Genomic DNA, 22,587 nt, shown 5'->3' on the forward strand with positions numbered 1-22,587 from the left:
AAACTATCAAATAAAACATCTCTTATAATTTAATTAGCGTCAGTGCATAAAATATAGCTACAGCTGCAATGTATCAGACATTTTCCTAGAAATCCAACAAGCTATTTATGAATGAGATTCTCTCTGTTTTTCATCGTCAATGAGGTAAACAGTATTATGCTATTGTTGAGTCCGAATGGGTGATACACGCCAGACGATGTTACCTACATCATCAGCCACGAGTAATGCACCTGTTTTGTCAAACGTTACCCCAACAGGCCGCCCTTGTGCCTCTCCCTTTTCGTTAATAAAGCCGGTGAGAAAATCAACAGGAATGCCGCTCGGTTTACCGGCGCTAAATGGAACAAATATAACCTTATACCCAGCTGGTGGATTGCGATTCCACGATCCGTGTTCACCGATGAATGCTCCATTTTCGAAGGGCGGCGGCATTAAATGACCACTTGAGAAAGTAAGGCCCAGGGGCGCGACGTGTGCGCCTAGCGCATAATCTGGAGCAATCGCTTTGGCTACCATGTCAGGACGAGTGGGTGTGACCCTAGAATCCACATGTGCGCCGAAGTAGCTCCATGGCCAACCGTAGAACGCCCCGTCTTTTACCGATGTTAGATAGTCTGGAACAAGATCGTTACCCAGTTCATCTCGTTCATTGACGACTGTCCACAATGTGTTCGTCTCGGGCTCCCAAGCTAGCCCGTTAGGATTACGCAGTCCACTAGCGTATAAACGTTTCTTTCCGGTATGGATATCCACCTCCCAAATAGCAGCTCTTCCTTCCTCAATATCTAGCCCATTTTCTCCAACATTACTATTAGAGCCTACCGTTACATAGAGTTTTTTACCGTCGGTGCTGGCAAGTAGATTCTTTGTCCAATGATGGTTAATACCCGCGGGAAGATCAGTGACTTTGACTGGCGCAGTATTGATTTTAGTTAGACCATCCGTATAGGGCACCTTGATAATAGCATCTGCGTTCGCTATATATAGCTTATTACCCACCAATGCCAAGCCGAAAGGGGACATCAAGTCTTTCATAAATACCGTACGATGCTTCGCGGTTCCCTCCGGACTAACCCCCCGGAGAAGCGTAATTCGGTTAGCACTGGGAGGATTTGCACCAGCGCGCTCCATCATCATAAACTGCACCTTTCCACGAAGTCGAGCAAAGAAACCTTTGTTGCTGTTCTGGCTATCTGTCGGTTTGGTAGGTTTATTGCTCTCCACTACAAGGATATCGCCGTTAGGCATGGTGTAAAGCCAGCGAGGATGAGTCAGATCGCGTGCTAAGGCGGTAACTTTGAAGCCTTCGGGCGCGGACGGCATCGTCGTGGCAGACCATCCTACCGCTTTGGCGATCTTAATGGTAGGAATCAGTGTTTTTGTCGGCGGAGGTAATTGAGGATTAGTTCCAACACCAGCTTCGAACGGCATTCGGGAAGGTCCTTCGCAAGCTGTCAGCATGGTAGCAGAAAGCACTATCGTTAAAATCTCATATCTAAATCTAAATCTCAATGTCACTTATCTCCTTAGCATCGAACTATTACACCTGAATAAATTCACCGTTACAGTACGTAATAAAGAACTCAGGTTTCAACAAGGACAAAGTCACAGTTTGACGAATCTTTCCAGCTTATTTATCTTCAGGACATTTAGTGAGATCAATTTCATCCGAAAAAATAATAATTCCTCAATATCCTCAACTACGGCGGTAGCCAGATGCGTGTAGTTTTGTACGCTGAGGTTATGCTTATTTACCTCTGCTATTGATGCGAATTACGAATAAAAGAGAAAAAACGATATCGTATATTAGTGAACTTATATAGAAGACGAAGCCCGATAGTACGCAGAAGCATCCTACTTCCTAGCAAAACTGCGCCATAAGCATCACAGCACATTTTCGGATTTTGCAGAAGTTTTATAAATTAGAACTGAACGTATACAACTTACGACATTTTGATTGTCTTCTTACGACACGCTATACCACCCAATAACCCAAGACCCGCCAGTAGCATCGCGTAAGTTTGGGGCTCAGGTATTGGTGCAGGAAATACTGTATCTTCGGTAAACGAGAGGAGAAAAGCCTCATTGGAATTATTATGGTGTTGCCCAAATCCAACGATTTGACCATGGTTGTTGAGAGCTACCACATGAATATTGGACCATCCGTCTTCCATGATAACATCTAGCGCTGAAAGTTCTATTTTTCCACCATTAGCTCCCACAATGAAAGCATCATCGCCACTATAACCTAAAACTTGGCCTAGATTGTTGATGTCAACTGCGATACTGTTTCCTCCAACATGTAATTTTGTCATACCTGCGCCGTTAGCATTCGTTATGAAGGCCTGTAAATGTCCCTCTGCAGTTTCAGAATACCCTACAACTTGCCCATGTTCGTTGATACTGTTAGCGAAACTGTACTTGCCGCCTAAAGTGCCAAGGTCATGCATGCCTACCCCACCAACACCCGTAATAAAGCTGTGAAATTGCCCGTCAGCAGTCTGAGAATATCCGACCACTTGTCCGGAGTTGTTGACAGCATTGGCGTAGCTGTAGGTTCCACCCAAGGTGCCCAAATCTCTCATGCCTATTCCGTTAGCATCGGTAACGAAGGCGTGAATTGAATCAGTTCCTGTAGTATACGAACCTCCAACTACCTGACCGGAATTATTAATGTCAGAAGCAAAACTAAATCTTCCGCCTAGTGTGCCTAAATCAGTCATCCCGACTCCATCGCGGCCCGTAGAAAAAGCATGGGTGACACCTCTGGCAGTGGTAAAGATTCCTGCAATTTGTCCGGAATCATTAATTGCAGAAGGATAGCTATATGCTCCCAAGGTATCCAATTCTGTCATTCCTATCCCATTATTACCGGTGATAAAAAGAGCTTGATAAGAACCACCGGCAGCTGTATGCGAATTTCCAATAATTTGACCGGGCTCGTTAATGCCACCAGCACTGCTCACCCCAATTCCCGCTAGAGTACCCACTCCTTTAATTGACCAATCTGCGTTTGCTATAGTTGAAATTAACAACCCTAAAATTCCGGTTAGGTAGATCGCTTTATTTCTTGAAAATATTTCTTTCATTATGATATCCAGTTGATTAAGGTGATTTCGTCTGTTGATCACATTAGCAGCCACTGCTAAATTGATCGTAATTCACACATCACAGTCCGTTTGCTAACGTAAGGAAGAATTGTGATTTTCTACAACTAAAGCTTGTTGGCCCAGCCTGATAAATAATATACAACAGGGCTTATAATCTAGGGGCGAACAAAATTGCGGACTAAAACCCCATGAGATATGCATCCGCAAAACTTAATAAAAGTATCGACTATAAAAAATCCAGCACAAGTAGTTAAAGAACGGAATGTACATGAACTGAATCAAACTTCTGCCCGCACCTATGGCTCTGAGAGTCAGCAGGAGAAACGGAAATAAAGAAGCATTTTCAATTTAATTTTTATTCTAATCTGTGCGGTTGCGCACATAATGAGAATAATAATGGGGTAAATTGGTATTTTTGCGAATTCAGCTAGCAATCATTCTGTGCTTTTCTAAGAGAGAATCACACAAAATCAATAAAGTATCGTTACTCGTTTATCTGTAAAGATCTTACGTCGACGGATGCACCGTGAAAAAGACTTTATGAATCAGTTCGATTGAGAAATAGTTATCGCGCGATTGACTCTAGAATGTAACTCTCACCACTCGCCCCCATTTTAGATTATTACATTGGATTCAATAATGTCCATGTCAGCCAGCGACTCTAACCATCAGCAGGCAAAGATTCGGTCGTTAACTATTTATCGAGAAAGCCTTTGTAACAATTTATTTTTCATAATCTCTACACGTTTGCGCCATCAATGGTTCTTCTGAGATTGTTAAGATAACTAACGAACAGATTTGAACCTTGTGTATGCTTACGTACAGATATGCCTGATAAATAGATCAATAATTAAAAAATCCAGATAATTGGAATAATGTTAAATCTAAGGAGAAACTTAAAATGAAGCTGTTTAAATTAATATTGGTAATAGCTATGTGTTTGTTTTTATCCAATGTACATGCAACTGAAACATTACCTGAAAAAAATGAATCGTTTAAAAATGAAATAAAACGTGATGCAAACAAAGAATTAAACCGTGTTGATGAAGCAACATGTACCGGAACTGATACGGAATGTATGAAAAACAAAATCGGGAATCGTACGGAAGAAGGGAAAGAGCTGATCCAGGATAAATCTAACGAAATAAAAAATAAAGTAGATTAATTTAACTCTGCGGGCTTAATCCTCCGACCCTGAGAGCGAAAGCAGTTTAAGAATCAGCGAACTGAATAACACAGTAATACATCGGTGCTTCGGCGGGTTGCTTTATAAATATCAAATTGTTTATTCGTTACATTGAAAAAAGCCTTCTTCATGATGACTTCCTTATTTTTGTAATTATTCTTTAGATTCAATAACTCCCGTATGAATTTACCAGAAAATGTCTCTCAGGGAGAATAAAGTGGCATGTGCAGCAGTGAGAAAATATAAGAAGACAAGTGAGAAGTGTACTGAGAAAAATGAATCCGCCGAGCAATATAGCAGAGATACAGACATAACTTGACTAACACGCCCATCAGTTATTATTAGTAATAGTGGTTGCCGCCCAGATTAAGGATTAGAGTTTATAAACATTTATTTCTCAAATTTCTGGAGATTTTTATGATAAAGAGAGTCATGATTTTAGATAAATTATCGGAGCAAATCGTTGCGGAGTACCCCATTGAACTAGTAGGAGATGATATCAAGGAGGATTTTTTTGCAGAAGCTTGGGATCATGCAGTTGATGATGGCTTAGTAGATGAATTCAATCGGTCAAATTATTACATGCAATTTGTTGAAGAAAATATACTTTGATATATCAAATAATACTCATGCATCAAATAAAACCCACTCCAGCGGATTTATATTTTTAAATCAGAGTTCCCGAACCGACTCCCAGATTGAGATTTGCCAAGATCACAATACTTTTCTTTTAGGAGAATTCGATCTGACATCAATCCTTGCACACGGGATAAATATTCCTTTTTCTAGCCTAGAATATTTTAGCTCTTTTTTTATTCTCAGCAACAAAGCTGCAATAAGAATATTATTAATTATTAGGGATTTATCAACAATAAAAATGGATAAATTGTTTCCGATTCTTATTTTAGTGTTTTATGAAGTATTTATTGCGACCCTTTTTATTGAGGAAAGATTTATTCACTAAGATAAGACTCACAAACAACCTTCGTAAAGAATCTTCACAGCATCGCGAAATTTAATATTTTTATTACATCGACTATATATTATTTTCACCAAATATAATCTCTGGCCAAACTCAAAAGGGAATTTTTAATGTCTAAATCACAACAAAAATTAAGTTTAATAAAAGGGCAACAAAATATTAGCCCAAAGATACGAAAGGAAATGCGTACAAAACGTTATTTAATAGAAATAATTAAATTTATGACGAAAGAGAGAAAATCCTTTAAATTTCCGGGCTTTTACTAGAACAATATCTTGCGAACTTTGGCTAGGTAGAGTCCTTCTTAGATGCGGATAATCAAATCGATTACCGGATTAATTGAACGCTCAGAGAGAAAACAATTCCTGAGCATTATCCCTCACATCAGGTGCCTTTCTACAATTATATAGCAGAAACTGTCAATATATTAAAATCACCATTCTGAGTGAGCTCTTGCAACCGTGGACTTAGAACAGCCCATACAAAGAACTGTGAAAGTAGAGCAACAACGCGACTATGGCCTCCAAACTCATGGAAACAACGTGTAAAAATGGCTCTGATTAAGAGACTGCATTTGTTAGGCTATGTAACAATTTATTATTGAATTGTTTTTCCAACGTGCGTTGATAAATGAAGATGCACACAAATTAATAGAATCCGAAGTGATACGTGCTGTCATGGATCTAGTCCATGGGTTTAAGCAACAAGCAGATGTGCATAACATTGCTGCGTAAATCGTGCTGGTGATAAATAGCCCAGATGAGGAAGTTTAATGGAGTGACGACAAGTTATCTTAGGAGCTATCTCAGAAGGAACAGAATGATTGACTGTCTCGGTGCAAAATATTACACCTACCTTTTGTTTCAGAGGATCTTTTGGCAAAACAAGACAGATTCAGCAACTAATTGTGAAATAGCCAATTGTTAACATATGTCGTTTTCGATATTAAGTTCGTTAATGGTAATAAAGCACCCCGCCGAAAGCGGCGGAGTGCTAACTGTGCTCTTCAATCTGCTGATTTTCAACCCTCCTAAGGTGCGCAGAGACTACACATATAGGAAGTCAAAGATAGGCTGCCGCTTAAAACTATTTATACACAAGTTTTGACTTATAGCCTTCCTTGTTCAGAATCAATCCAATTACACGCTGCCTCTTCAGCTTCTGCAACAGCTTGCTTATCGCTATCGACCGTTCCAGAAAAGCTTTCATAAACCACCACACTTTCATCACTCATGATTCGATAGCGACCATTCCAAGCTCCGTTTACATCATCCTGCTCAGCATTTATAAGAATGGTATATCCTTTGTAATTTTTAGCCATTTATACTCCATATTGAATTACAAATTTGAACAAATATCTCTTCTTTCCTGAAATTTTTATTGGGCACTTCGAATAAAATCAGCTTTCCTCATGTTAGGGAATCTTAACGCTAACTGAGCACCACTAATACATGCCACCAAACCTATTAAATAACTTAGAAAAATAACCCATAATACCCCTGCCGCGTAATCTTTCGCTTCATTGATTTTTACTTCTAACTTTTTGGCTACTTGATCAGCTTTTTGTTTGAAAGTTCTAATCAGGGTATCGACTTCTGCATTATTAATGTCAAAATTGCTGGTGATAACTTCCTTTGCATGCTTTTCATCGCCTTGTATTAATGCTATTGCAATGGAGTTAAGGACTTGAGGGTCAATTTTCTCTATATGCCGCTTACCATCTTTCGTAACCGATTTCTCTCTCTTAGAAGGAGATCCTTGTTTTCTATCCTCTGATTTATGATGGTTATCAGTATAATTATTGGATTCATCAAACTTGGAACCATCTGTAGATTTACTGGGCTCACTATCGCGTTTACCCTCTTCTTTTTCATTGGAAGCGGTTCCTGCGGTTATTGTAGAATCTTCATTAATTGCCGTGGGTAAAGATTGTTGATTATTCTGACTATTTATTCCCTGTACTGATTGATTCTCTTCTGTATCTCTTTCAGCCATATTTTCATTATCAGAATTCTCTTGATCAGTATAATTTTTTGACTCTTCAAATCGAGAAGCTTCTTCAGACTCATCGCGTTCATGGGTACGTTCTATGACTCCTTGTTCAACCCCGCCGTTTTCGACACTATTGCCACTTTCTGTGGCACTAGAACTGGAAGAATCGTGATTCTGCGGAGTTGTGGATAATGATTGTGGATCGTCAATATTTACTTCATTTGCTGATTTATCATCTGTTTCTTCAACTTGGGTGCTGTTTCCTTTTTGCGGAGCCACATTTTGAGTTTTATTCTCTTGACCCTCAGAAGTAGGCATTAAACTTGCTCGGTATTGACCAGAATCCTTATTATTGGCCTGTTGCTCTCTTTCTATTGCTTTATGGATACCTTGTTTCAACGATCCCATTAGTGGATGCAAATAAGAAGAGACTTGAGAAGTTGTGACATCATTTTGCCCTGCAATAAGCGATATTGCGCTTCCTCCTGTAGAAGTCAAAGATTTGACGGCACCAGATGCAGCGTTCATGATTCCACTTACCCCAAAAACACTAAATACAATACCGATAATAATTGTACATGACCATAGTACAATTCCATGTAATATACCTATAGCCTTATTAGATCTTCCAGACACCGTGCCCGAAAGAAAACCCCCGAGGAAGTAAGTAGCTATGACGCTACCTAAAACCCAAATTATTGCCGCAATACCCAACCCAGTCGATTCTGTGGTCATGTCACCTTGAAAACCTTGTACCTCCACAATACTCAGACCTATTGCTGAACTCAAAGTAAATAATAACCACCCTAAAGCCAAAATAAACACCAAACCTGCTAATATCGAACCCCAATTAATAGTTAATCCTGTTTGGGAATAATTGTCGGGTAATGCTTCTTTGTGTATGGACATAACGTCCTCCTTGAGTATTTGCTTCATGTTTCATGCTTGTCTGAACGCACTTGATGAAATAGTGAAGTTTTAAGTTTTGAGAAATATTTCATTTAGAAATGTAATATGCACTGAATTTCAAATTATCTTGCTGGAGTTTTACCGGGAGTAAATCTTCTGCTTTAAACACGATCTAAACGCGAGAAAATTTTTTGTGCAGATATTAAAGTAAATAAAAAACTTTTTTATCTAAGGATAAGTATGTGACGGATCAAGTAGAGAATCTGTGCGGAGTCGCACAGATTCCGTAACTTCACGGATAGGTAATCCCTGAATTCTATTAAGCTAGGCAAACATACTGAATTAAAAAAAATTTTTCAGATTATCTAGCCGTCCCTGAAATACGCCCACGCATCTGATAGTAACAATGAATCGGCTCGATATTTCTGGAAACTTCTTTGTTTAAGTCAGGCTGCATCAATTGACTTTTCAATTGGCGATAATATGTCATCTCAAATTCCGCCGGGGGAATATTCCAATTGACTCCAGTAACCGGCGATTGTTAAACCAGTCACCCCCACTCCAGGGTGGCAAATTTCACTTCATCAATATTGCACCCGGGAACTCACTGCCATATGACTTCTGTCTTGTATAATCCGTTAATTTTCCGGTCAGCGCATTTTCATAAGAAACACTGCCAACTGAAGTTTTAATATGGACTCCTGCCAAACGCTCTGTATAGCGAAGACAGATATTGGCAGCCCTGGATACCCTTCAAAATGTCAAGCGGCGATTTGTGTTCTATTGATAAAATTATTCCGTTTTCTCAAAGTGTAATACCCCTATATTGCAATATAGCGTTTAACACAGCGGAGCGCTTCAAGTTTTGTGAGGCCCTTGATCACACGTTTTTCAACATACTTTTTAGTTCTGGCGTCTGTTCTCAGTCTCTCAACTGGCGAATACTCTGATTGCGTCTAATTTGTATTTTTGTGTGTATTGCTTTCTTATGACCATTTCTTCCTCCGATTAAGAATATTTTCTCTTCACTGGAGTGCGCGGGTCTGTTGATCAACATCAACCAGCAAAATTTACGCGCCAAAATGATGCCAAACACCTTGACGCTTAAATATATTTCTATCGAAAGCTAATGTGTACGGAATCGTACCGATCGCAGCTGAGTTTAAAGAGATAATCTTCTTTTATAAATTGATAAAGGAACAAAATCATGACTCAGCAGAAAACTACTACTGATAAGTCTTCAGCACTTGGTATCATTGAGCTCCTTAAAGCGGATCATGAAAAGGTTAAGGCCTTATTTTATGAGTTTGAAGAAACAAAAGAAAATGGATCTAGTAAAAAAAAAGAAAAAATCGTTAAGCAAATATGTGAAGAATTAACGCTCCACGCCTTGGCCGAAGAATCAATTGTGTATCCAGCGGCACGAGAAGTGATAAATGATGATGATTTAGTCGATGAAGCAGAGGTGGAACATGCGGGAGCAAAAGAACTTATTTCGCAGCTTCAATCCATGAATGCCGATGACAGCCATTATGATGCCAAGGTTACTGTATTGCGAGAGTATATTGAACATCATGTAAAAGAAGAAGAAAAGAATATGTTTCCAAAACTTGCCAAATCTAAAATTAATGGATCGGAAATGGTTGAAGAGGTTGAACATTTCAAGGAAAATCATAAAGGACATGAATCAAAGAAATCTTCTAAAAAAAATTCTTAAGCAACTTATCTTGCCTAAAAGTAGAGTTCTTTTCTACGAGTTTTATGGTCATCTATTATTTACTACTCGCAATCTATACAAAGCAAAGGCTATGTAGCAAAAAACTGTTGAAATTTGCAAATCCTCAATATGAAGGGCTTATGGCACTTATAAATTCACCATCTATATGATTAATAGATCTTTATTAAATATCAATGGTCAAACTCAACAACTAATTGTTACATAGCCTATAAAAGATTCCCCTTTGCATATGCACAAAGTTTCCACATTAGGCTAAAAAGATTTTTTTCCTTCCATCTGAAATTCATATAATGACATTGTATCGTTTCATATAAATAATTTAAAATTTATTGTGGTGTTAGTCTGAGTATATTACTCCGCGCAGATTTTTATATAGTGCGGAATTTACCTATATATATGCTCAACCACGTGGAACACTATAAGTTTTAGGCTAGGAATAAAATTCTGCCGTAAAATTATAAGTGAAGGTCGTTTTAGGGGTTAGGTGGTGTACTGCTACGATAACGAATATAAGCTATGCCCAGCAATGCCGCCCCTACTAATATTTTAGTCGATAAATTTCTCGGTAGGCTTGTTGCTTTGAGTGCAAGACTAGTAGTGGCAGGAACGCTAACCAACAATTCCATTAAATTATCAATGTTTCTATTTTTTCTACGTTTTTCTTGTAAAGCAAACAAGTTAGAACGCAGCTCTTTAGACTGTAAACGCAATAGAACTAATTCTTCTCTCAAAGCTTTATTCATTTAGATAACTCATTTGTTTCGAGGTCATGCACCGTTATTTCACCTTTTGCGATCTCAAAATCATCGCTTATACCTTGCAGCGTTTCCTGCATAAAATTCTGATTAGCACTCAACTTAGATAGTGCATAAAAATATAAAATAATCGTCATCAAAAAGCATGTCGCCGCAATGCCAAAAAACCCCCAAATTTTTTGCTCAATGGTAAGGATGGTATCTAAACCGAATAATAGGCTGATAAACCCAAATAGAAACATAAGACTAGCAGTCATCAGCATTCCTACTCCTTTCGCCAAACCATCTTTTAAGTCAATCAACTCAATTCGCGCCATTTTTAAACGTAGCGTCAACAGTTTGAGTAATGTGAACGTAGAATCTTTTAAATACTTGAATTCTTCCACAATGATTACCTCTAATTTTAATTTACTGGACTTTACAACTACTCTTTTAAGATCTGGCAATATAAAAGTACGAATTATATTTTATATATGGGTTTAATCTTTCCGCATAATCGCTAAAATCAATCCTATCGAAAAAGCCACAGCTAACACTGGATAAGGATTATCGCGTATCAATTTGTCAGTGTCTTTTGCAGTTGTCTTAACTAAAACCGTAATATCTGACTCGATGTTGTCAAATTGTTTTTTTAATTTTTCGATTTTTGTTTCGAGGCCCTTTCGGATCTGTTTTGATCTTTCTGTACTATCATCAGTGATAGACGCATAAAGATCTTCTGCCTCCTTCAATATATTTTTGATATCTGACATTTGTTTTTTAATTTCTATGAATTTTGAACTCACTTTTTAGACCTCTGTAAATGTAGAGCTGGACATCAAATAATGACAAAATTCTATTAGCGTGTCTGTGCGGAATCACACCATTTGCAAAATCAACAGAATGAGAACTCGGTATTAATTTTTGTTTGTGGCACAAGATAATTTCTTTATCTGTCGTCTATTATTCTTATCGAAGACAAATGGGCATTTCATAACATATGTGATGTGAAATATAGCCTATCAATCAGGAACTCATAAGTATCTTAATGTAAGACATTGATTGATGAATCAAGAAAATCTAACTTATCAAGCTCTACCAAAGTTTCTTTAAGGGGTGAATACAACTCTATTGGCCTGTAGCTGCAAAAAAGAAATCGAGTGGCTTAATGCGGCCATCCGTAAGAGTCTACTGTTTGATTACTCAATATCTTTTCCTTTTGGTTTGGAACCGCACAGACTTTATTCAATCGTACTGCGTAAGATTCATTTAATTCATGAATACTGGAAAATTTATGGATCAATTTTAATTGGAACTCTATTCTGGAACGCAGAATATTAACCGTCATTTGGGTTAGATATCATAATGATATTATTATTCTAAGGTATTTCTTTAATTTACTGGAACGCTATAATGTATAAAATTTCTCGCTCTGAAACTACTCCACCCACTCCGATACCTCCAGAAGTAATTCCCCCCCAAGAACAGCCTCCGGAAGTAATCCCACCCGAATTTGATCCAACGCCGGAAATCCCACCACAACCAATCTCCCCCGAGAGAACTCCTCCAGTGAGAGAACCCGCACACCCATTTCCACAAAAATAAATTTGAATAGACATTATCATGCAGTGAAAAGTACAAACTATAGGAAATAATTCTAACGACTCTCCCTCCGAAGCGGAATATTCGATTAATTCCGCAACTGAGGATTCGAAAGAAGCTTATTTTGTATAAACTTGGAAGAACACTATGGATTATGGATTAGTAGTTTCGTAAAACAAATCAGTTTACGGAAGAAAATTTATTAAAACTATTTTTTCTGAATATGAAATTTAGTTCTACATCAACTTCTTTTAACCGTTTTATTTTTGTAAAAAATCGAAATTTGACTCCTCGGAAAAAAGCCGTAGGAAGTATCATGAATCCCCCACCACGAACTACAACCGTAAAAAACATCATTATTTGCAACATTTTTTATGAAAAGAATACATGCTGCTTACACATCAGCAGAAACATATAAGAGCCTGGCAGCAAGCGGATAACCCCAAGTGGCATATTGTCATGAGTATAAACTGAATTTCAAAATATTTTCGAATGAGCTGCAGTTTTATCGTTACGTACAAAAAGCTATAACTGCGCCGACTTTGATTCCAGTCGAGATCAAATCGATCGCTTACTTTCGCCTTGCTCATTATGTTTACGCTGCCTACAAGAATATGCACTTATATTGCCAACAAATGTATCACCGCAATCGTTAGAAGAATTATTGAAAATATGGATTGATTGCAGATACTGGACAAATCTGGCGATTGAGCCGGTGTATATGCGTATGGAATCTTATCAAAGTGTTGATAGGGAATAGTACATGTGTAAGCCAGTGCCGGCACCGATTGCATCATAATAATTTTATTGTGCCGAAGGTTAAAAGAATGTTGTTTCACACTTCTCGCAGGCACAATGGAAGTAGCTGACATCCGGCGTAAATTGTCGGCGTCTGGGGCTTTTCCGTCAATCCATTTGCATGGCATGAATGGGAATAATAGCTATCTATTAACAGATAGTTACAATAAGCTTACAGTATAATGACCACCATGTAATCGCTTGCACAGCTAGCCCAAACTTAATCAGGATACGGATATCACAATACAGGCGTCCATATTCGTGTAAAAGGAGAATCTCAAGATCAATGCACATACCATGGAGCTGGTACATTACGCCACATCCGCTTTGTCAAAAAGAATGAACCTTGCATTAATACAACTCAGCTTGTTTGATGTATCTCTGCTGGCTGGAATCGCGACTGGGAATGCAGGAATCGAGCAAATTGATTCGATTGCAAAAAAACCACTGCAACCCAATTACAGTATGTAGGCGCAGGTCGTATATCGATGACGGATTTTCTGCCACGCAACCCAAAGATTAGTCAACGGGAAGAATTGATTGTAATGGTATCAAATCATGCGCATATACAAAGTGTGATTTTCTTATAATATTGTTATGATTGCATAAGAATTTATATTCTCAATCAACGCATGCTTCATTACGTGCCAAACGGATGCCAGAATACTGCCAGCGTGTTTTTGCAGGAAAAAAATTTCGCATGCTTGGGCGGATACGTTTTCTCGGCGTAATACAGGCCCCACCTCGTAACACATACTGGTTCACCATCGACTCACTATTATATTCACCTACAGCAATATCCCATATATCTGATTTAGGCATATGACGGTTGGGTTTCTTCGGGTTATAGCCAGGGTATGGTGAGTAGCTCGATTGTGTCCATTCCCAAGCGTGATCATAGAGTTGAATAATCTTTCCTGGTTCACCAGTAATCGCATGACGCGGATGAAAATAATTATTATCTTCAAGATACCCTTCAAAGGATTGTTGAGACGCCGCATATTCCCACTCAGCTTCGGTGGGTAGACGTGCATCAGACCATTGCGCAAAAGCACTCGCTTCATAAAAAGACATATGAAGGGCTGGAAGATTAAAATCGAGCGGAACAAGACCCTGGAGTGTGAATTCTTTCCATTCTCCACCCTCATGACGCCAGTAAAGAGGATGACGACAATTGTTTGATTTGATCCACTCCCAACCTTCGGAAAACCAATGGCACGGATTGTCATAGCCGCCCTCTTCAATAAACCGCATGTATTCCCCATTTGTGACCAATCGTGAGGCCAACTGATAGGGATACAGATACTGCTTATGTCGTGGTGATTCATTGTCATAGCTGAAACCTTCTCCTGCATAGCCGATCTCTACTATGCCAGCCTCATAATGATGCCATGTCAGTGGAGCTGGCATGACATAGGGCACTGCATGCGGACCGGTTTTAGGTTGATAAGCCGGATTCATTGGATTCTGAGACAAAAGATGCTTAAGATCTGCAAGCATAAGTTCTTGATGCTGAAGCTCATGCTGGATTCCAAGCATTGTTATCATTTCAAATATGTTATCTTCGGCCACTTTTTTCGACAAACTGTTCATGCGCTCATCAATGTTTTGGCCATAATCGCGCGTTGCCTTCAAGGAAGGTCGGGTGAATAAACCTCTCTTGGGATCCGGATGAGGTACATTGTCTGCATTGTAGGAACTGAACATTGTGAGAAACTCTGGCTGAAAGGGTTTGAATGTTTGCTCATAATGCTGCAGAATAAATGCTTCAAAGAACCAGGAGACATGGCCTAAGTGCCATTTTACCGGGCTTGATTCAGGCAAAGATTGAACGCAGCAATCCGCCTCACCTAATGGGTTAATTAAATCCAAAGTGCGGCTCCGGACTGTAGAATATTCATCAAATAATATGTTGGGATTCATAAACTTTTCAGTTCCAGGAGAATTAAGGAATGTTATTCTTCCGCTGAGCTTGAGAAATGGCAATATTAAAAGCCAAGTCAAACTTTAAGTTATTCATTTAGTTTTTTATTTGACTTTAATCTGATTATCAACCTGTTTTACATTGGCAACTTGCTGAGCAATCGAGGCAGCCAGTTGTCGTTGAGAGCGTGTATCGACAAACCCGCTTATCACCACCCACCCATTTGTTACCTCAACATGTATTGCAGCGGCCTTAAGCTCTTCTATTTCAATCAATTTCGCTTTTATTTTCATGGCTAAAATGATATCTTCCCGGGGCGCCTCTTCTACCGCTTTAGGGTTAAAACCAGCACAGCCGCTCACACCAAATATAATGAATAGACATGCCATAATCAATGAGCGATGTATTTTATAAATTATTTGTTTTTTCATAACGTTTTCCAAAAAACCATCAAAATCGCTATTAGCTACGAGCTTCATTTATTGCGTTCACAAGACCGGAACAACGTATATTTTCTTGGTTATCTGCTTTTTTCTCCTCTTGTTCTTCCTGGAGAAATGCATATAAACTGACGATAGGAGCTGAAGGCAATAACGCAAGTGAAGCCACGCCTCTTAGGATTGCAGAAGCACCCGGAGTAAATGTGGGCTTTTTGAAGGTACCTTCTATATGGAGTGGGGCTCGTGCCGAGAAAATACTCAAATCTTTAGGTTGGGGATCAATTATCAAATCAAATTTTTCCTTGTTTAAGTCAATTATTCCTTTGCTCAAAAAAACAGTGTCCTGAGTATCCACAACAAAATTATCCATATTCATCACTCCTCCCGCGACGGGAAGATCCACATAAGCACAATTGATTTGAGCATCATTGTCCTTATCGAATAAGGTCACCAGTGCTTCGCCAATATCAAGCCCGGCGAGCTCGACTAGCAAATCATCCAGTTGTCCACCCGTCATTATCATCAACAAACCACCATCAGCCGATGCTAACATTTCAGCAATAGCATTGCCTTCAAACCAGAATACACTCTGCCCGCCTATTAATCCGGCACTTTTGTCAGCGATTTCAAGTTGACGTAAGATTTCTCCCAGTTGAACGTGACGTATTTCAGTTTCAATCTTACTTTTAACGGGTTGAGTTCTTGTATCCAGCTCAAGACGTGTTCGAATATTTCCAGTGGCAACACCAAAATCCAGAGGAGCTAGAATTAAATGGCCATTATCAATGATCACTCGCACAAGAAGATCATCTACGGGTAGTTTTGATTTAATATGTTTGCTACGAAAGGTGAGGTCGGCATTGATAGTCTGTAATTTCTTAAAATCGATCGGATCGTTGGGTAAAACAAAAGGATCGATAGCTTCTTCTTTTGCTTTTTTTTGTTGAGCTAAAGATGCGGTTTCTCCGGGCCCCGTATCGGGAGTAAGACCGATTAATGGCCCCATATCGTCTAAATCAATTTTTTTTGAGGTCAGGTCAGCTTTGATGAAAAGTTTTTCAGCACCTGTGCTTATACTAATCGTTCCAGCAAGATCACTATCACCTACACGTCCACTCAGATTTTTAATTTGCCATATATCTTTGTGATGAGAAATATTTCCGCCTAGTCGATAAGGAGGTAAGCTGGGCATGGGAAATCCCAGGATTTGCGACAATTGCTCGGGATCAGGGCCTTGCATTGCAAATTGCAGGTGTAGGTCTTTGAGCTGCAGAGGCTGCATCAATGTCCCTTTCACTTTAATATTGGTTTCCCCTACCTGCAAAGCTAATGTCAGCGGATAAGGAATTTCCGCTTCTCGCAGCGCAACTAAGGGTCCCGCATTTAAGTATATCGTCAAAGACTGACCATTAAAGATACCTTCAGCATGTAACTCGGTAAGTTCTTCTTCGTGCGTATGCTCTCTGATTGTTGCAATAGTTGTGATAATCTCGGTATCAGTTGAGGGATCCTGATACACAAGGCGACCTTGCGCAATGCGTAAGCGCTCAATAACGGGGATTTCTGTTTTATTCTCCGGATCACTGCTATCAATTTGAAATTCCCAATTAGATTCGCCTTTCGATGATTTTTGTAAAATTATATGGGGCTTGGTGAGCATAATCTCAGGAAATAGCACGCGACCTTTGATGAGCTCGATCAAATCAATACGTATGTCCAATGCCGCCAGTTCCAACATGTTGCGTTGCTTGCTCCAATCGGCATTTTCAAACTGAATTTCTTCAATTCTTATATGGGGTGTTAAAGACCAATCGACAATTAAATTACCATTAATAGCAAAATTACGACCCGTCATATCACTTATTTTTTGTGAAACGGTGTCACGCGCCCAATTCCAATTTTTCATCGAAAGGAGTAATAACGCAAAGAGGAAAAATGCTGCAAGGAGAGAAATTCCGATCCATTTGACGACATTCATTTTATACCTATTTCTTTTTAAGAATTTTATATGCAAATCATAGATTAATTTTTCTTGAGAATGCGTTATTAACAATTGCACATTACTAAAAGCCAGCTAACCTTTCAGTAATTCATGAGAGTATCTATTTGTTAAATGCGAAAAAACTGTAGAAATATCAATAACGTCACCTACAGTTTCTTTTCTTTTTCTTCTAGAAGTTAAACGGGAAGCAGTGCTTGTATTTCTTTCACTTAAAGTTGCTTCATATAAACCACAAGATCTGATTTTTCCTCATCTGTTAATTTAAGTTGCAACACCAAGTTAAAAAATTCGACCGTATCCTCTAGAGTTAGCAAACGACCATCGTGTAAATAAGGAGGACTGTCTTTAATGCCACGAAGTGTAAAAGTCTTAATCGGTCCATCGCCAGGCTCATTCAGAAATCGTTCCAGTTTGAGATCATGCATTTGATTGTCGAGGAATGCTGGCGGCCGATGACAATTTCCACATTGACCTTTACCAAAAAATATATTTTCACCTCGGATTTCTCTTTCAGTTGCTTTTGAGTGATCAAGTCGACCCTGGATATCTAATTTTGGTGCAGGCGGAAAATCCAACATGTTTTGAAACTGAGCCATATGACTCACATGAATACGATCTATCATGGGAAATCCTTTTTTCATAGCGTGTATCGGATCGCCATTAAAATATGCTGTGCGAAATTCAAATTCAGTAAAATCTTCAACCGAGCGCAAACTGCGTTTTGAACCATGTATCTGTTGACTATATACTCCACGTAAACTCGTCGTATCCAATCGAATTCTCCGTTCCTCAGGACGCATATCGGGATTCAAATGAAATTGCCCCGTTGTATGGCCATTAACATGACAATCAAAACAAGTCACTCCTAGGCTGGGTTGCGCACTTTTACGATCGTCGGTTGGATTAAATTCTTCTTGTGGCAGTGGAGTAAGCAACATCTGCAATCCGTTAAGCTGAACCGGCGTCAAGATATCCTTGAAGAGACGGTAAAAGTTGTTGATTGAAACTACCTCACCGCGAGAAACATCGCCTAATTCAGGTCTATTTTGGAGAAAAATTGCAGGAGGAAACTCTGGAAGAAAAGCTTCAGGCAGGTCAAACTCCACATCGAATCGCTCCAATCTTGGAAACATTGCAATTTGCATCTGCGGGAAAACCTGCCCACCGGGCGATTGTTTAGGATGCGGCAGTGCTGGATAAGGAAATAAATTATCGTTGCGAATTTCTTCGGGCGACATCTCAGCGAGTTTCTGCCAACTCATTTTACCTTTCAATTTGGCAGTAGGACCCACCGCAATTGGCTTGCCACGACTCATGGTAATTTCTGGGTCAAAACGGGGGGTAAGATCATAACGACTCTGCAGTAATTTATGTTGTGTTTTGCTGACCTCTGGACGCTGCGCTATATCGGATTTCATTGTTTCTTCGAAAGTCTGCATTGGCTTTTTGGCATTTAGTGGATCTCGGTAAAAATCAAATCCCAGTAGCTTTCCTTTATCTGGTTGATTCTGCAATGCTTCTGAAGAAGATAAGGCATTCTTTGCAGCAAAAATACCCGATTGATCATGCTTCGTTTTTTTCTGAGCTGTACTGGTGGTGTTACTACTCTGAGCATTCATAATTGCATCATTTGGATGCTCGTATATCACCTCGTCATTACTGCTAATGGCATTGTTGATTCCCACGCCACATGTATTCAGCACAATTAAAAATAAAACATTTATTTTCTTCATTAGAATCCTCACTATTGCGATTTCAGGTAAATAAGAAATAACCTTCACGTCAGACAAAGTTCAAGCAAGATAAAACCTAGGTCAACTTTATATTTAATTCTTTCATTGTGCGACAAACTTATCTGTACGCAGACGCACAGTGTGTTTGCCTGTAATCTCTCTAGGCTTGTCGGAAACTCTGAATATGAGTTTTGCATAAGTCAGAAATGAATCTGAAGCGCAATTGCAGGCCATTAAGTTAGTTTATCGAATAATACTTCGGAGACGTGACGAACGTGGACACGGCAAACGAGACTGATCTGGTAGTTCAAGATAGCATGTCGACGACGACCTCCAGTTGGCTTCAAGCTCGTACGCAAACTCAAGCGTGCAAACGATATATTGCGCATAACGCATACAGCGTGTGACCGCTAATCGAATTAATGTTTCGTTTGTTGATCAACATATGAACACAACGAGATCGAACTCATGTGTTGGCCACAAAGGCGATACATTTGTCAATGCCATGGCAGCAAAGATTGAAGTTATACGATATGTGTACGCTGGCTCACTTACCTACTTAGTGAAATTCGCTACGCTGAAGTGACGGGCTCGACTTTCGAAGACTGCGCCCAAAGCAATCTTCATCTCTCATTGCAACATTTGAGATAGCTTATTATTTAGAACAGGAGAAATCTACTATTGCAACTTGATCCACACATGATTTTTTTAGAAATTCTGGGGGCAACATTATTTTCTGACCCCAACATATTAGTGATAATGCCAAACCTTTGTGTCTCCTCTAATCTAGTTATGAACCTTGATCTAGATAAAGTGATTTGGAGCAAAACTTCTAAGCTACTCACTCCATCTTCTTTGTTGGTTTCCGTACAGACTAATTCCCTTGCACAAGATAATCTTGTAAATATTTATATAAATTTATTACGGAGAATTTATCATGAATTGGAATCAAATAATTGGCAACTGGATGCTTGTTCAAGGAAAAGCACAACAACAATTAGGCAAAATACTTAAGAGTGATTTAATTATTTTAGAGGGTAAGCAAATAGAATTAATCGGTAAAATCCAAAGGAAATACGGAATTGGAAAAAAAGAAGCTGAAATACATGTTGACGATATATGTAAAGGATATAAAGTGAGATTAACTTTATTATTGGATTGTTATTAATATAAACTGGCATAGAGAGCCCAGTCAAAGAGAGCGTAAAAAGCTACAGTACCCCATCATAAACTCCTTCGTTATTTACGTAGAATTCAACAATGGACGGCAAACCTGATTTGAAGATACCTGAGAAGGAGACCAAAAACCAAGCCGCTTTCTAAATCTGCTGCGATTCGCTTTATAATATTATCGGACTCGTGATGTGTAATGTTAGAAAGTTTATATTCCTATGGAAAATATAATGTAATCAATCTGTTGGTGTTTTTACTGGCACCACGCTGCCAAGAAGTATTATGATGAGCAAAGTAGAACTTAACTTAGAGTGCTTTGCTGATCGTTTAGTGGGCGGCAAATTTGTTACTAAAGAAACTACATTAGTTGCTTTAATTAGTTACAATTTGCAATCCATCAATTTTTTAATAAAATACGTATTCAGATTAGCTTACAATTTAACTTACTACGTTTTTTATAATGATTACTTTACAAGACGTTTTAAAAAAACCTGATCCGTTTAATCACATTGTTCAAGTTTGTGAAGATGTATTATCTCAGTCAAAAATTCTTACACATTATATTAAAGATGGCTTAGTTAATGATGAGGCGATTATTGTTATTGCCAAGCCTGGTCTCCGCCAGGCAGTAATGTTTGAATTAGATGGACTGGATTTGGATTTACAACGTTATAAAAATAGCGGTCAAATTAAATTCTTTGATGCTGAATTTTTACTCTCAAACTTATTATTTAATAGAATTATAGACAAACAGGCTTTTCATGATTTCGTAACCTATCCTATTCAAGTAACCCGCTCAAAATTTGGTAAGGTACGCGCCTTTGGGGAAATGGTGGATGTGCTTTGGCAAAATAATCAAGAAGATTCAGCCCTACAGCTCGAAGATTTATGGAATGACTTATGCATGAATGAAGAACTTATGCTGCTCTGTACATATCTTTTGGATAGCTTGGACCCGAACGATTACGAGAAATCCTTAGAACATATTTGTAAATGTCATACTCACTCGATTCCAATTAATACACTAAATACTTCTTCTGGGCCAGCAATGCTCGAAATATTTGGAACAGCCTGGAATAAAGTGATGAGCAAGCTAACTGAATCGAAAACTTTTTCACATCAAATGCCTCAACCACGTACTTGATTATTCGTTTCTTATTGGTCCCATATGATTCGTGTGATAGTTATATCATTCTAGTTAAGCAAGATTTACTATTTAATTACAATAATAAATCTTAATGAAGATAGTTTTTCATGCCGATAAACATCAGTTTATTTAAATCTTCTGCCAAGCAGTTAGATTCATTCTTAATAATCTTATAGCATTCGCACGCTATATTTTCCATCCCTGCTCTATTTGTAAGCTCAATTTGACCCCGATTATTTTTGATTATTCCAGCCAATTCAAATTGTTTTGCAGTTACTGTTATGCTTTCACTACGAACTCCAAGCAAACAAGCAATGGATTCGTAAGTTATTAATAACGGCCTTGTATGCGCTCGATCAAAACGCAATAGTAACCATGAACTTAAATGCTGATCTAATGTATGTCTTCGATTACAAGCAGTAAATTGTGATATTTGCAAAATGAGTGCTTGGGTATAACGGCTTATCAATTTTTGTAGTATTCCCGAGCGGCGTCCGCCACTACGGCATAATACGTTTTGCAAAGAATTCAAATTAACTCGATAGACATAACCTGTTTCAACAATAGTCATTTGCAACCCTGATTCTTTCTTACAAATTAAAGTTGGAATCCCTAACATACCTTCATTACCTACCATTCCAACTTCTACAGAATTACCGTCATGAAGACAAATCAGTAAAGAAGTTACAGCTGTAATAGGGAAATAGGCGTAGTGTAATTTCTCGAAAGTTTCTAATATTACTTCACCACGAAACATTTGTATTAGCTCAAGATTAGGCGCCAATAATTCAAATTCGGATTTTGTTAGCGCTCAATATATCATTTACAAGTGGTGTTGAAAAATTCTGCAAATTCAATTTTAACCTCCTCGTAATTTTGAAACGAAATAGTAGGAATCTTGGAAGGAAAATTACAGAATACACCCATTTAATAAAAGTCCGCTTTTTATTTACCAAGAACATAATATGTTTGGTAAAAGATGTATTGCCGAAGGTTGACGTGGTCAACTAATTCTGGGCAATCCAGTCAAGCAACTTTCTCCGATTTTTCTGTTTCTGCTTCATATTGATTTGGACTTTTGTATCCCAGGTATTAATGCAGCCCAGGACTGATATGC

At 38.6% G+C, this 22,587-nt stretch carries 19 protein-coding genes and 1 pseudogene; 7 read left to right on the plus strand and 13 right to left on the minus strand.

Annotated elements, in window-relative coordinates; translation table 11 throughout:
• Positions 1 to 159: 159 nt before the first annotated feature.
• Entirely contained in the window at positions 160 to 1,431 is a 1,272-nt protein-coding gene (locus tag C7H79_RS13785) for a PQQ-dependent sugar dehydrogenase (RefSeq protein WP_242447306.1), read from the minus strand.
• 512 nt (positions 1,432 to 1,943) lie between these two features.
• Positions 1,944 to 3,131, minus strand: a complete 1,188-nt coding sequence (locus tag C7H79_RS13790) for an HAF repeat-containing PEP-CTERM protein (RefSeq protein WP_147383611.1) — start codon at positions 3,129 to 3,131, stop codon at positions 1,944 to 1,946.
• Between the two features lie 880 nt (positions 3,132 to 4,011).
• On the opposite strand from C7H79_RS13790, the gene C7H79_RS13795 reads away from it, so the two are divergent.
• Together C7H79_RS13795 and C7H79_RS13800 are read left to right on the plus strand one after the other, a co-directional pair.
• Positions 4,012 to 4,275, plus strand: coding sequence for a hypothetical protein (locus tag C7H79_RS13795; RefSeq protein WP_106707821.1), 264 nt, complete (start codon positions 4,012 to 4,014; stop codon positions 4,273 to 4,275).
• A 438-nt stretch (positions 4,276 to 4,713) separates the two neighbouring features.
• Positions 4,714 to 4,908 (plus strand): hypothetical protein, encoded by a 195-nt coding sequence (locus C7H79_RS13800; protein WP_106707822.1) that lies wholly within the window; start codon positions 4,714 to 4,716, stop codon positions 4,906 to 4,908.
• A 1,478-nt stretch (positions 4,909 to 6,386) separates the two neighbouring features.
• Here C7H79_RS13800 and C7H79_RS13810 read toward each other — a convergent pair.
• The 3 genes and pseudogenes from C7H79_RS13810 to C7H79_RS19005 all read right to left on the minus strand — a co-directional run.
• Entirely contained in the window at positions 6,387 to 6,599 is a 213-nt protein-coding gene (locus C7H79_RS13810; protein ID WP_106707824.1) for a hypothetical protein, read from the minus strand.
• Positions 6,600 to 6,655: 56 nt separating this feature from the next.
• Positions 6,656 to 8,179, minus strand: a complete 1,524-nt coding sequence (locus tag C7H79_RS13815; RefSeq protein WP_106707825.1) for a YrzE family protein — start codon at positions 8,177 to 8,179, stop codon at positions 6,656 to 6,658.
• 821 nt (positions 8,180 to 9,000) lie between these two features.
• Positions 9,001 to 9,114: pseudogene (locus C7H79_RS19005) on the minus strand (IS110 family transposase); the annotation flags it as partial.
• 272 nt (positions 9,115 to 9,386) lie between these two features.
• On the opposite strand from C7H79_RS19005, the gene C7H79_RS13820 reads away from it, so the two are divergent.
• A complete protein-coding gene (locus C7H79_RS13820) occupies positions 9,387 to 9,896 on the plus strand; it encodes a hemerythrin domain-containing protein (protein ID WP_106707826.1) in 510 nt (169 codons plus the stop codon).
• Between the two features lie 494 nt (positions 9,897 to 10,390).
• Here C7H79_RS13820 and C7H79_RS13825 read toward each other — a convergent pair whose 3' ends face one another.
• From C7H79_RS13825 to C7H79_RS13835, 3 genes are all read right to left on the minus strand, one after another.
• Positions 10,391 to 10,660 carry a hypothetical protein gene (locus C7H79_RS13825; RefSeq protein WP_106707827.1) on the minus strand — a complete coding sequence of 90 codons (270 nt, stop codon included), beginning with the start codon at positions 10,658 to 10,660 and terminating at the stop codon, positions 10,391 to 10,393.
• Positions 10,657 to 11,058: a phage holin family protein gene (locus C7H79_RS13830; RefSeq protein WP_106707828.1), complete on the minus strand. Its 402-nt coding sequence runs from the start codon at positions 11,056 to 11,058 to the stop codon at positions 10,657 to 10,659. Before C7H79_RS13830 ends, C7H79_RS13825 begins: the two co-directional genes overlap by 4 nt.
• 93 nt (positions 11,059 to 11,151) lie before the next feature.
• Positions 11,152 to 11,457 (minus strand): ElaB/YgaM/YqjD family protein, encoded by a 306-nt coding sequence (locus tag C7H79_RS13835; RefSeq protein ID WP_147383612.1) that lies wholly within the window; start codon positions 11,455 to 11,457, stop codon positions 11,152 to 11,154.
• 607 nt (positions 11,458 to 12,064) lie between these two features.
• Between C7H79_RS13835 and C7H79_RS17730 the strand changes: the two genes are divergently transcribed.
• Positions 12,065 to 12,256, plus strand: a complete 192-nt coding sequence (locus tag C7H79_RS17730) for a hypothetical protein (RefSeq protein WP_147383614.1) — start codon at positions 12,065 to 12,067, stop codon at positions 12,254 to 12,256.
• 1,092 nt (positions 12,257 to 13,348) lie between these two features.
• Complete coding sequence (locus tag C7H79_RS18050; RefSeq protein ID WP_172592450.1) at positions 13,349 to 13,522, plus strand: hypothetical protein; 174 nt, start codon at positions 13,349 to 13,351, stop codon at positions 13,520 to 13,522.
• A gap of 150 nt (positions 13,523 to 13,672) precedes the next feature.
• Here the strand turns inward: C7H79_RS18050 and egtB are convergent, their stop codons facing one another.
• From egtB to C7H79_RS13865, 4 genes are all read right to left on the minus strand, one after another.
• Positions 13,673 to 14,974: an ergothioneine biosynthesis protein EgtB gene (gene egtB / locus C7H79_RS13850; RefSeq protein ID WP_106707832.1), complete on the minus strand. Its 1,302-nt coding sequence runs from the start codon at positions 14,972 to 14,974 to the stop codon at positions 13,673 to 13,675.
• Positions 14,975 to 15,079: 105 nt separating this feature from the next.
• A complete protein-coding gene (locus C7H79_RS13855) occupies positions 15,080 to 15,406 on the minus strand; it encodes a BON domain-containing protein (protein WP_172592451.1) in 327 nt (108 codons plus the stop codon).
• 31 nt (positions 15,407 to 15,437) lie between these two features.
• The gene (locus tag C7H79_RS13860) at positions 15,438 to 17,393 is read right to left on the minus strand and encodes an AsmA family protein (RefSeq protein WP_106707834.1); all 1,956 of its coding nucleotides are present in this window, start codon (positions 17,391 to 17,393) and stop codon (positions 15,438 to 15,440) included.
• 233 nt (positions 17,394 to 17,626) lie between these two features.
• Positions 17,627 to 19,150 (minus strand): cytochrome B6, encoded by a 1,524-nt coding sequence (locus C7H79_RS13865; protein ID WP_106707835.1) that lies wholly within the window; start codon positions 19,148 to 19,150, stop codon positions 17,627 to 17,629.
• A gap of 937 nt (positions 19,151 to 20,087) precedes the next feature.
• Here C7H79_RS13865 and C7H79_RS13870 point away from each other — a divergent pair.
• Together C7H79_RS13870 and C7H79_RS13875 are read left to right on the plus strand one after the other, a co-directional pair.
• Complete coding sequence (locus tag C7H79_RS13870; RefSeq protein WP_106707836.1) at positions 20,088 to 20,318, plus strand: CsbD family protein; 231 nt, start codon at positions 20,088 to 20,090, stop codon at positions 20,316 to 20,318.
• Between the two features lie 465 nt (positions 20,319 to 20,783).
• Positions 20,784 to 21,467 carry an MEDS domain-containing protein gene (locus C7H79_RS13875; protein ID WP_106707837.1) on the plus strand — a complete coding sequence of 228 codons (684 nt, stop codon included), beginning with the start codon at positions 20,784 to 20,786 and terminating at the stop codon, positions 21,465 to 21,467.
• A 91-nt stretch (positions 21,468 to 21,558) separates the two neighbouring features.
• Here C7H79_RS13875 and C7H79_RS13880 read toward each other — a convergent pair whose 3' ends face one another.
• Positions 21,559 to 22,227, minus strand: coding sequence for a Crp/Fnr family transcriptional regulator (locus C7H79_RS13880; RefSeq protein ID WP_106707838.1), 669 nt, complete (start codon positions 22,225 to 22,227; stop codon positions 21,559 to 21,561).
• Positions 22,228 to 22,587 lie beyond the last annotated feature (360 nt).

Origin of the sequence: Nitrosomonas supralitoralis (genome assembly GCF_003011925.2) — a bacterium.
Classification (GTDB): domain Bacteria; phylum Pseudomonadota; class Gammaproteobacteria; order Burkholderiales; family Nitrosomonadaceae; genus Nitrosomonas; species Nitrosomonas supralitoralis.

Coding starts and splice junctions, on each gene's coding strand:
- C7H79_RS13785 (WP_242447306.1), bottom strand. CDS start 1,431: ATGCCGTTCGAAGCTGGTGTTGGAACTAATCCTCAATTACCTCCGCCG.
- C7H79_RS13795 (WP_106707821.1), top strand. CDS start 4,012: ATGAAGCTGTTTAAATTAATATTGGTAATAGCTATGTGTTTGTTTTTA.
- C7H79_RS13800 (WP_106707822.1), top strand. CDS start 4,714: ATGATAAAGAGAGTCATGATTTTAGATAAATTATCGGAGCAAATCGTT.
- C7H79_RS13810 (WP_106707824.1), bottom strand. CDS start 6,599: ATGGCTAAAAATTACAAAGGATATACCATTCTTATAAATGCTGAGCAG.
- C7H79_RS13815 (WP_106707825.1), bottom strand. CDS start 8,179: ATGTCCATACACAAAGAAGCATTACCCGACAATTATTCCCAAACAGGA.
- C7H79_RS13820 (WP_106707826.1), top strand. CDS start 9,387: ATGACTCAGCAGAAAACTACTACTGATAAGTCTTCAGCACTTGGTATC.
- C7H79_RS13825 (WP_106707827.1), bottom strand. CDS start 10,660: ATGAATAAAGCTTTGAGAGAAGAATTAGTTCTATTGCGTTTACAGTCT.
- C7H79_RS17730 (WP_147383614.1), top strand. CDS start 12,065: ATGTATAAAATTTCTCGCTCTGAAACTACTCCACCCACTCCGATACCT.
- C7H79_RS18050 (WP_172592450.1), top strand. CDS start 13,349: ATGGAGCTGGTACATTACGCCACATCCGCTTTGTCAAAAAGAATGAAC.
- egtB (WP_106707832.1), bottom strand. CDS start 14,974: ATGAATCCCAACATATTATTTGATGAATATTCTACAGTCCGGAGCCGC.
- C7H79_RS13855 (WP_172592451.1), bottom strand. CDS start 15,406: ATGAAAAAACAAATAATTTATAAAATACATCGCTCATTGATTATGGCA.
- C7H79_RS13860 (WP_106707834.1), bottom strand. CDS start 17,393: ATGAATGTCGTCAAATGGATCGGAATTTCTCTCCTTGCAGCATTTTTC.
- C7H79_RS13865 (WP_106707835.1), bottom strand. CDS start 19,150: ATGAAGAAAATAAATGTTTTATTTTTAATTGTGCTGAATACATGTGGC.
- C7H79_RS13870 (WP_106707836.1), top strand. CDS start 20,088: ATGAATTGGAATCAAATAATTGGCAACTGGATGCTTGTTCAAGGAAAA.
- C7H79_RS13875 (WP_106707837.1), top strand. CDS start 20,784: ATGATTACTTTACAAGACGTTTTAAAAAAACCTGATCCGTTTAATCAC.
- C7H79_RS13880 (WP_106707838.1), bottom strand. CDS start 22,227: ATGTTTCGTGGTGAAGTAATATTAGAAACTTTCGAGAAATTACACTAC.